The following is a 10,685-nucleotide window of genomic DNA, read 5'->3' on the forward strand; positions in this document are numbered from 1 at the left end:
CGGATGTCTTCTTTTAGCCCATTTCCATAACAGCTCCCAGATTCTATGATCGAGTGTCTGGAAAGTATCCGAAGAAACCACGGAATTATGGTAGTTGGACCAGCCTCTTATTATGGGATTTAGTTTGGAAATTAAGACTTCCTGAGACCATGCTCTTCCTTCCGTTATGGTTTGACTGATTGTTTCAGTAAATATTTTAGTGGACTTTTTGGAAGGTTTGATCAGAAGCTTACCTTTATACTTGCGGAAATTCCAGCCGAGGAGGTCAAAGCCTTCATTAATGTTTGTGATAAGGGTTTTATCATCGGAGAGCTCAAGACCTCGTTCTTTAAGAAAAATAACAATTACATCCCGTATTTCTTTCGCAGTTTCTTCAGAATTAGCAGTGACTATGAAATCGTCAGCGTATCTTATGAAGTTGACCTTCTTGGAATTTTTCCCTCTTTTAGGGTACTTAGCAAGGAGCAACTTCTCGATACCATCCAATGTCATATTAGCCAGAATAGGAGAGATAATCCCACCTTGCGGCGTGCCTGCTTTCGTTGGATTCAGATGATGCTTATATATAAAACCTGCTTTAAGAAATTGAGTCAGTATTGACTTTTCTATAGGAACATTAGTTAGCAACCACTTATGATTTATATTATCGAAACATCCTTTGATATCACCTTCCAAGATCCATTGGGCTGAATTTTTCTTGCTCAGACATAGAAAGATTTGCTGACAGGCATCCCTGGCACTTCGATTATTTCTGAAACCAAAAGACCGTAGGTCAGACTTAGTTTCAGCTACTGGTTCCAGAGCCAGTGAATATAAAGACTGGATAGCCCTGTCATACATTGTAGGGATACCTAATGGACGTTTCTTCTTCTTACCAGGTTTATTGATGAAGACTCGTTTAAGCGGTTTGGCTTTGTATCTTTTACCAGTGAGACTAAGGACAGCTTTCATTTTGGAGGCAGAACTTAACCATTTTTCGCCATCAATTCCAGGTGTCCTTTTTCCTTTATTTTGAGTAACTCTTCTTACGGCCAGAAGTTTGGCGGAATAGGAATGAGTTAGTAAATACTGCAATCTCTTGACAAGATTCCATTTGTTTTGTAGGACTGCTTTTGTAATCCGGGTTTGCAACTTATTAACTCTCGTTTTGACTTCATGCCAGTTGATTGTTTTCCATTTCTGGTAGAGTTGAGCGTTTGTAAGCTTCTTATCCCGTAAGGATATCGTTGAATAACTTACATTCAGAAGTTTGCCTCCTTTCATACAATAGAATACAAAATAAGCAAGTCTGCACCCTTTAGGGCTAGGGCAAAGTTTGAACCCCTATCCATTTCATTACAAAATGGCTTTCGCTTTTTGCCTAAATCCTCTGCCCTCTATGCCATTAATTCCCTTCACAGGGTCTCTACCTTTCTTTTTTTTCAAAAAAAAAGAAGAAGGAGCATATAGGGTTTACCAAGTTCCATACTACAAATAATGTGAATACCTTAGAAGCCATCTATAAACCGAGAATCCTTTGTCCATTTGCCATAATGTCCGCAGACCCATTACAACCTGATTCCGTACCTTTTGGTTTAAGCGTGTCAACCTTCTTTCGCTTATTTGACTTCACGATTCTTACGATGGTTCACTTTACGTTCTTCATAGTATTCTCTTATCCTAACCAATTATCAAAGCCAGGTTCCTTGAGTTCTTGATATTGTCGTGTGAGCTTCACACACAAACGTTACCATTTATGCATGTCACAGTAGGATTACCTCAAATGGAAAAGGTAGCGTATGACGCAATTCATAGTATAGCTTCTTGTCGCACCTGCGGAAAGTCAGATACACGTATCGAAGGTAAAAATACCAGATTATAAAAATCAAGACTCTAGCTAACAATTTTTGAAAGATTATTACATATTCTTTGGAATGACTATCAACAGAAAAACATAGACATGTATTACCAATTGCGGTTTTATTTATTAAGTCAATAAAATTAAGAAAAATACTCAAATTTTTATATTAATTAATATATTTATAGATAAAAATATAAATTGTTATTATTATTAGTAGTAGTATTTGTTAATAGTATTACTTTCGATAATATGGCAACATTTCAAATTTGCTGTAAATTTGAAGTCAAGTTTTTTCGTACTATGGAGAAAATTGATCTCTAGATATGAAATTTTCTACCCATTAACCTTTTGAGATTTGTGATTTTACAGAAAAATTGGCACACTGCCCATTCTTTTAAAAACCGATTCAGTGTTTTTGTCAAACATTATTTATGTCTTTTAGATAAATGGTATCTTGACATAACATATTAATTAAATTTTGGTCATGGCTTACGACCAGTACTCCAATATTAAGTTCTTCGACGATATTTAAAACGATACTCCAGATTTGAGCTTGAGTAATAGCGTCTACCATTGTAGTAATTTCATCAGCAATTAAAAACCTGGTTTTAGGGCTTAAAGCTCTTGCAAGGGCAAATCTCTGGAGTTCTCCTCCTGAAAGCTCATTGGGCCATCGGTTAAGCCAGTTATTTTTTATTCCAAATGCCTCTATAATATCCTGTGAAACAAGGTGTCCTTCGTTTAGAATATCTTTCATTCTCCATTTAGGATTTACAGCTTTTTCCGGATGTTGGAAGACGAGCTGGACCGGGTTATAGCCTTTTGACGGAATTTCTTTTGCATCTAGCCTTACTTTTCCCTGATACTTATTTTCGTAGCCTGTTAAGATCTTACAGAGAGTTGATTTTCCGCTTCCACTATCCCCGATCAGGCCCAGTACTTCTCCGCTGCCCAAAGAAATATTAACATCCTTTAAAATCAAACTATTTTTTTTATACCCGAAACTTATATTCTCACCTTTAAGACGCATTATTGCACCTCACCATCCCTCCATTGAGCTGTTTCAATTGAGGAGTTCCATGAGAACAGCTAGCTTTCTTTTTGGAACATCTTTCATAGAAAATGCATCCGTCAGTGACTTCATCCTGCATCGGTTGATGACCTTTGATTGCCTGGAATTTGTTCTGGGGAAGGGCATTCCAGAGTGCACGGGTATACGGATGTCTTAGGTTCCCACCATTATTTTTAAAGTCTTCAACGTTAGCTACTTCCAGAACCGTACCTGCATAAAATACTGCAATTTTATGGGAGATTTTTAATGCAGCTTCAATGTCATGAGTTATGAGTATCACTGCACATCCCTTATCTGCCATGTCTTTGAAGTAACTCAGAGTCTCATTCAAAGTATTTTCGTCTAACCCCGGAGTTGGTTCATCCGCAATTACGAGTTTGGAAGAGCTTATTACAGCAGTCGAAACCAGAACTCTTCGAGCCATTCCTCCTGAGAGCTCATGAGGGAGCATTCTTTCGACATCGGGCTTTAAATCGTATCTCTGAAAAATTTCTCTTTGAAGTTTCTTCATTAAGCCTTCTTTTTTCTTTTCAACGCATCCTATTACTTGATTTGAGATTTTCATTAAAGGGTCAAGATAGGTTATAGCTTGTGGGATCAGGGCAATTTCTTTGCCTCTCATTTCTTCTTTTCTTTTCTGGGTAAGTTCTTTACCATCGTATTCTATCTTACCTTCTAGTTTTGCGTTTGAAGGCAAAATTCCTAAAATCGCATGAGCCAGAAGACTTTTACCTGATCCACTTGACCCTACGATAGCCAGAATTTCACCTTTATAAGCCTGGATACTCAAATTAGAAATTACTTTCAGTTCAGTCTGTCTAAGGCCCAACGAATATTGAGTAAACGACAACGAAAGATCTTCTACGTTCAACAGAGCTTCAGTTTTTTTCCGTTCTCCAGCAATTGATTTATCCCTTTTTCCAGTAACTGTTTTATCCTTTCCAGCAACTGTTTCAAGTCTAGTAGCTAACTCTTTTTCAGGGTTTATTTCAGCTTTATTTTCCATATTTCACGCTCTCCAGATGTAAATCTAAAATATTTTTTATTCAGTACATTTTAGATCCAGCATTTCTAATCCAGCACATTTTGAATCTAGTAAATTTTGAATCCGGCACATTTTAGATCCAGCATTTCTAATCCGTCACATTTTGAATCCAGCACATTTTGAATCCAGTAGATTTCAACTCCAGTAAATCTCAACTCCAATAAATTTTGAATTAAGTAACAAAAGAAATTTATTCATGAGCATTTTTCGGATTCATCAGCTTTCCTAAACTTTCTCCAATCATATCAAATGCCAGAACTACAATTAACAGCGATAATCCCGGGAAAAATGCAAGCCACCAGTATCCTGCTGAAAGATACCTCATAGATTCGGAAAGAATTATACCGATTGCAGGTTCGTGTGGTGAAAGTCCGAACCCCAGGAATGTGACTGAAGCTTCGTGCAAAATAGCATGTGGAAACATTAAAATCGTGCCTAACAGTATCTGGGGAACCAGATGAGGTAGAATGTGTCTTATAGCTATCCACCATTTTGACCTGCCAAGATTCCTGGAGATATGAATGTACTCCTGGGTTTTCAGTTGCTTGATTTCTGCTCTTACAACCCTTGTTAAGCTCGGCCAGTGCGTTAATGCAACTCCTGTAATAACTCCTGTTGCTCCTCCTCCCATTCCGATGGAAATAAGAATTATTAAAAGCAGATGAGGAATTGAAAGAAAGAGGTCTACCAGCCACGACACAAAGGAGTCTGCAGTTTTTCCTGCACTTGAAAGTAATCCTAAAATTACGGTCAATACAGTGCTGATTGTAGAAGCAAGCCCTCCAACCAGTATACTTAAACCCAGTCCTTCCAGAGTCCTTATAAACATGTCTCTTCCCATCCAATCTGTTCCGAATGGATGTTCCAGGGAAGGAGCAAGGTTTTTAGAGCCGAAATTGGTATGTAGCGGTTCCTCACCTAAAAACACGCTGGAAACCACAATTGAAAGTAATAAAAGTGAAGTGAAACCTATTATCAGAAGCGTTTTCTGCCTGAGATTTAATCCTCTAAATAGTCCCCTGTTAACTGTCACAACAGTAGTGCTCACATTAATGCCTCCTGTTGCTTTATCCTGGGGTCAACAAATTCATAGATAATATCAGCAATCAGGTTTCCGAAGAATACAAATAAAGTACTGAAGATGACTATTCCCAAAAGCAGCGGTACATCGGATTTCAGTCCTGCTGCTACTGCAGTCTGTCCGATTCCGGGATATGAGAATACCTGTTCAACCAGAACTGTGCCCCCGAACAGTTCACTGAATCCTAAAAACTGCAGGGTAATGGCCGGAAGTGCAACGTTTCGAATTCCATGCCTCAATACCAGATCCAGCCCTTTTTCACCTCTTGCCTTTGCAAATAAGACATAATCACTGGAGAGGACTTCGATTAATTTTTCTCGAGTGAACATTGTAATTTTGGCAATGTCTAATAGACTCAAAGTTAGTGCAGGGAGAATTAAACGCTTAAACCAATCAAAAAACGTCACATTTTCGGCTGTAACCCCTATAGGTACACGTAATCCTATTGGGAACCAGCCCAAATATACTGAAAACACTATCAGAAGAATCAGTGCTAACCAGAATGTCGGTGCAGCAGCCAGAGCGTAACAATAAATCTTTATTGCCTTATCGACCCACGTACCTTGCTTTGCACCAGCTATTATTCCTAAAGCAAAACCTAAAATTCCTGAAAACAGCCAAGAAATTCCCATTAGAACAAGGGAAGCTGTAAATCGTTCTTTAATGACATCAATAACTGGAACCCTATAAATCAGTGAAGTCCCAAAGTCTCCTTTAAGAATATCTCCAGCCCAGTTCAGGAACTTTTCCTGCGGAGGGATATTAACCCCCCAGTAAGCTTCAAGTTTAGCTTTGTGTTCTGCGGTTACTGGCATTTCCCCAATATAGGCTCTAACGGGATCTATAGGCGAATACTGGATAAGCATGAAACTTGCAAGACAAACTATAATCAAAAGGCTTGCCAACCTGAGGGCCTTTTTTCCGACGAAGCCCACTATTTTTTCATTGTTTGACACGCTACTCCCTCGTGCATAATTATTCCAATAATAATATCCATTTTAACGTGAATACCAGTCTGTAAACGATTTCCAGGAATTGTTAGGAGTTCTTGCACTTTTTTAAGTTAGAATGGAGTTAAATCTGGTAAAATAGTCATTTTATTACCTTTTCCAATCAGTCACATTAACCCAGCCTTGGATAAAAAGAAAGGAAAAAGTAAGTAACTGAACCTGCAAGATCAGAATTAAAAGCTCAGTTATTCACTATGCCGAATTTATTGCTCGTTAACTATGGAATTAATTACTTGCTAATTACGAGATTGACTATTCGCGAACTGCAGGATTAATCAACCATAGTTACAGGATTAATTACCCATACTTGCAGGATTAACTCCTCATTTGAAAGTCGAGCTGGCTGTGTCTACTCTTTTCCATTCGTAGATATTTCCTAAAACATCTGCTCCTGAGTTTTTTTGTGGAGTACCAATATCCAGGGTTTCGTCTGCCATGTAGAGGTAGTCAATAGTCACCAACCATAACCATGTAGCATCTCCTGCTGGCCCAAAACCGGTATTTCCGTCATATGCAGCTAACTTCCAATATTTTGTAGCCTGGTCCTGATCTGTAGATCTTAAAGCTGTTTCCAGATATCCGTCTACAACAGAGTTATTGTAAAGGCCGGGATTTTTGTATGTATTGTCGGCTTCTTTGCTGTGGTACTGCTGGTAGAGATTAAAGGTATCTATGCTGCTGTATGCGTATAACACAGCAGAACTGTACTGGTTAGCATATATTTCGTCCCAGCTTGCTCCTACAAGGTCTGTTTTTATACCTAATTCTTTGGCCTGTTCACTTACAGCTACCGATAGAGCTTGCCTTGTCTGATCCGCAGCAGAGTAGTATAACTTAAATTCAGCCTTTGTTCCGTTATTCTCCCGAATTCCATCGCCATCGGTGTCTTTCCAGCCTGCGTTTTCCAGTATTTTTATGGCTTCTTCGGGATTTGAATCATTAACTTTCGCTTCAGGATTCCCAAAGTTCCGCTGGTCTACTCCGGTATATTCTACGGCTCCTTTTCCGTATATAACTCCTTCAAGCAGGGCTTTTCTGTCTATACCGATGTTTAAGGCTTTTCGAATTGCTATGTCTGCTGTGACATTATTGCCTATTGGATCTCCCTGAAGGCTTTTTTTGCCTGTGTTATTCTGTATAGGGAAGGATAGGCCCTGAGCTCTTGCTGCCGGAAGAGCTACTAACTTGTACCCATCTACGGTCTGGTTTGCATGGCTAATCTCAATCTCAGCTATGTCCACATCACCGGATTTTACTGCTGCAAGCGCAGTATCTTTATCCAAAAACAGCAGGGTTATTTTTTTGAAGTACGGCTTTTTTCCATAGTAATTTTCGTTTAATTCTAAGATTGCTTGCTGGCCCTTATCCCATTCTACGAATTTATATGGCCCAGATCCTATCGGATTGGATCCGTAGGTTTCTTTTTTATATGCATGTTCTGGTACAATCCCAACGTATCTGAGTCTCCATATGAAACTGGACTGAGGTTCTTTCAGTTTGAATTCAACTACAGTATTATTTATTGCAGTGGCTTTTTCGAGATTACTCATATCCAGTTCGGAGTTACTTCCAATTGCGGTATTAAACGTAAATGCCACATCTTCTGCGGTTAAGTTTTCACCGTCCGTGAACTTGACATCATCTCTTATATACACAGTCCAGTTTTTCCCATCCGAACTGATAGAATAATTTGTAGCAAGATCGTTTATTATGCTTCCATCATCAGCTGATTTAAAAAGAGTGCTCTGTATAAGTGGTTCAAAATTCACATGCCCGCACCCCCATCCAAGAAGTGGGTCAAATCCGGTTTCGGGTTCACCTGTATGTGAATTTACATTCACCACAAGTTCATCAGAGCTTTTAGAAACTAGTTCATCTGAGTTCCTAGAAACTGATTCATCCGAGTCCTCGGGAACCAATTCATCCGAGCCCCCGGAAACTAATTCATCAGAAACCTGGGATGACGAGATAATCGGATCGCCCATTGATGTTAAAATAAAAATAATCGCTATAATTATGACTACTGTCCCTATCAGTAGATACTGTTGATTTTTCTGAATATAAATACCTCCTCTATTTTACCAGAATCCCGAACATTTAAACAAGAATTTAACTGTCAAGTAAGGATTTTTAAACTTGACCAGATGATCCGAAATTTTATATTAAATCAAAGTTGCACTGGCGCACCCCGCAGCAAGCTAGCGGGGTATTCGACTGAAATAAGATTTTCGTGATAAAACTTGATAATAAAATATTACTTTTATTAGTAAAGTTAAGATAAATCAATTAAAACAATTTACTATAAATACATTCCGAAATATATGTGTTACAAATTAGTAGTTTTAAGTAGTTTAGTAATACTAAATAAAAAACAGTAGTTTCAAGTAGTTTAGTAATACTAAATAAAAAACCTCACACGTTTTCCTGAATTTTAAAATAGTCGATGTGTTGAATACTGAAAGAAGTATAGATTCTGGCGATCCTGAAAGAGAGCAAAGGCAAAATATAAATTTCAATCAAATTTACCAAAAAAGAGTCACACTGCGGAGTTTTTCATCCTCAGTTTTACTAAAAACTTTAAGGAACGGTCCTCAGCCTTACGAAGAGACTTTCGTGACCGTTCCTTCTAAAATCCAGTTCCGGTTTAATTTTATGTACGTTTCCACTCCAGGATATTACCGAAGATATTGGCACCGTGAGGCTGAATTTTTGGGGTTCCGATGTCTATATCCTTGTCCATAATGTACATGTAATTGATAGTTGCAATCCAGAGCCAGGTAGCGTCTCCTTTTTCAGAAAATCCAGTTGTTCCATCCCATGCAGCCAGTTGCCAGTTTTTATTGGCAGTGTTCTGATCAGTGCTGGTTATGGCTGTCCTGAGATAGTTATCCACGACCGAATTGTTGTACAGTATTATATTGTTGTAGTTTGCAGGGTCGTAGCTTTTGCTGTAATATCTAAGGTATAAGTCCGTCGGATCAAGCGAACCATAACCGAAAACTACAGGAGTTGAATGCGCCATGGTATCAATCTCGTCCCAGCTCTTACCTTCGACTTTAATGTTTATTCCCAGTTCTTTAGCTTCTTCGCTCAGTGCAACGGCTAAAGCTTGCCTTTCCTGGGCGTTTGAGGAATACAATAAGGTAAATTCTGCTTTCGTCCCGTTCTTTTCAAGAATACCGTCACCGTCGGTATCTTTCCAGCCAGCGTCCGCTAAAAGCTTCTTTGCTTCGTCTACTTTTCCGTCTTCGAATATAGCGTCCTTATTGCCCCAGGGTAGTTTGTCCACTCCAGTAAATTCCTCTTCACCCTGCCCGTTTAATGCTCCATCGATTAAGGCCTGCCTGTCTATTCCGATGTTCAGGGCTTTTCTTATCGCAGGATCGGAGGTTACATTATTTCCGATTGAATAGCCATTTTCCGTTTTCTTTCCCGTGTCGGGCTGCATTGGGAATGTTATTCCGCGAGCATCAATGGAACTAAGGGACTCTATTTTCATTCCATCGACTTTCTGATTAGCGTAGGAAGAAGGAATTTCAGCTATGTCAACCTGTCCTGATTTAGCTGCTGCAAAAGCCGTGTCGGACTGCATGAAGAGTAAAGTTAATTTCTTAAAGTACGGCTTCTGGCCGTAGTAATCCGGATTTGCTTCAAAGATTGCCTGCTGGCCTTTATCCCATTCTACGAATCGATATGGGCCTGACCCGATTGGATGTTCTCCGTAAGTCTCATTGTAAGCATGTTCAGGCACAATCCCGATAACTGAAAGCTTGTGAATAAAAGTCGTTTGCGGGTCGTTTAATTTGAATTCAACTGTGTAGTTGTCGAGGGCTACCGCATTTTTCAGCACTGAAAGATCGACTCCACTCGAATTTGCTGCTGTATTAAACGTGAATGCTACATCTCTGGCAGTTAAAGGTACCCCATCATGGAATTTAACATCATTTCTTATATTAACAGTCCAGGTAAACCCATCGTCACTAACAGAATAATTTGTCGCTAAATCATTGATCAGAGACCCATTACTGTCCTTTTTAAAAAGAGTACTTTGGACCAGCGGTTCACTGCTGTAACCCCATCCGGTAATCGGGTTAAAACCGGCTTCCGGTTCTCCACCATGGGTCCCTACGGCTGCTACCAGCTCATCCGAGCCCTGGGAAGTTGATTTTTTTGAATCTCCAGAAGTTAACTCATCCGAGCCCTGGAAAGTTGATTCATTAGAATCTCCGGAAGCTAACTCATTCGAGCCTCTGGAAACCGATTCATTCGATACTCCGGAAGACGGACTAGCTGGCTCGTCACCCGGTATGAAAACAATAGCAGCAGCAATAATTATGGCTATTGACCCTATTAAGATATATTGCTGATTTTTCTTGATTTAAACTCCTCCTTTTTCAGAATTACATAAAATTATTGCAATAGTATTACCTACCAGTAGTGTTTTCAGTAATCTCAGATCAATTAAATAACACGATATAGAGAAAATATAACAATATAGTAATATTTTTTTGATAAAAATTAAGATGAATTAGACTACACTCGTTTTGTTATAAATACATTCCTAAATATATGTGATACAAATATGTTAATTTTATAAAATTAAATAATACAAAATAATATTTTTATTCGTTTGTTAG

7 protein-coding genes are annotated in these 10,685 nt (G+C 38.8%); all 7 read right to left on the reverse strand.

What is annotated here, in order from left to right:
- Positions 1-1,263: group II intron reverse transcriptase/maturase (gene ltrA / locus A9239_RS05040; RefSeq protein ID WP_069575231.1), on the reverse strand; the 1,263-nt coding region annotated here is incomplete at its 3' end.
- 995 nt (positions 1,264-2,258) lie between these two features.
- Positions 2,259-2,870: an ABC transporter ATP-binding protein gene (locus tag A9239_RS05045; RefSeq protein ID WP_048154174.1), complete on the reverse strand. Its 612-nt coding sequence runs from the start codon at positions 2,868-2,870 to the stop codon at positions 2,259-2,261.
- Positions 2,860-3,918, reverse strand: coding sequence for an ABC transporter ATP-binding protein (locus A9239_RS05050; RefSeq protein WP_230668996.1), 1,059 nt, complete (start codon positions 3,916-3,918; stop codon positions 2,860-2,862). The genes A9239_RS05045 and A9239_RS05050 overlap by 11 nt, the downstream gene beginning before the upstream one ends.
- Before the next feature lie 229 nt (positions 3,919-4,147).
- Positions 4,148-5,005: an ABC transporter permease gene (locus A9239_RS05055; protein ID WP_048154172.1), complete on the reverse strand. Its 858-nt coding sequence runs from the start codon at positions 5,003-5,005 to the stop codon at positions 4,148-4,150.
- The gene (locus A9239_RS05060; RefSeq protein WP_048120503.1) at positions 5,002-5,994 is read right to left on the reverse strand and encodes an ABC transporter permease; all 993 of its coding nucleotides are present in this window, start codon (positions 5,992-5,994) and stop codon (positions 5,002-5,004) included. The genes A9239_RS05055 and A9239_RS05060 overlap by 4 nt, the downstream gene beginning before the upstream one ends.
- A 377-nt stretch (positions 5,995-6,371) precedes the next feature.
- Positions 6,372-8,033 (reverse strand): ABC transporter substrate-binding protein, encoded by a 1,662-nt coding sequence (locus tag A9239_RS05065; protein WP_080943654.1) that lies wholly within the window; start codon positions 8,031-8,033, stop codon positions 6,372-6,374.
- Positions 8,034-8,698: 665 nt separating this feature from the next.
- Positions 8,699-10,357: an ABC transporter substrate-binding protein gene (locus A9239_RS05070; protein WP_048120505.1), complete on the reverse strand. Its 1,659-nt coding sequence runs from the start codon at positions 10,355-10,357 to the stop codon at positions 8,699-8,701.
- Positions 10,358-10,685: the final 328 nt, after the last annotated feature.

This window comes from Methanosarcina sp. A14 (genome assembly GCF_001729375.1).
GTDB classification, from domain to species: domain Archaea; phylum Halobacteriota; class Methanosarcinia; order Methanosarcinales; family Methanosarcinaceae; genus Methanosarcina; species Methanosarcina barkeri.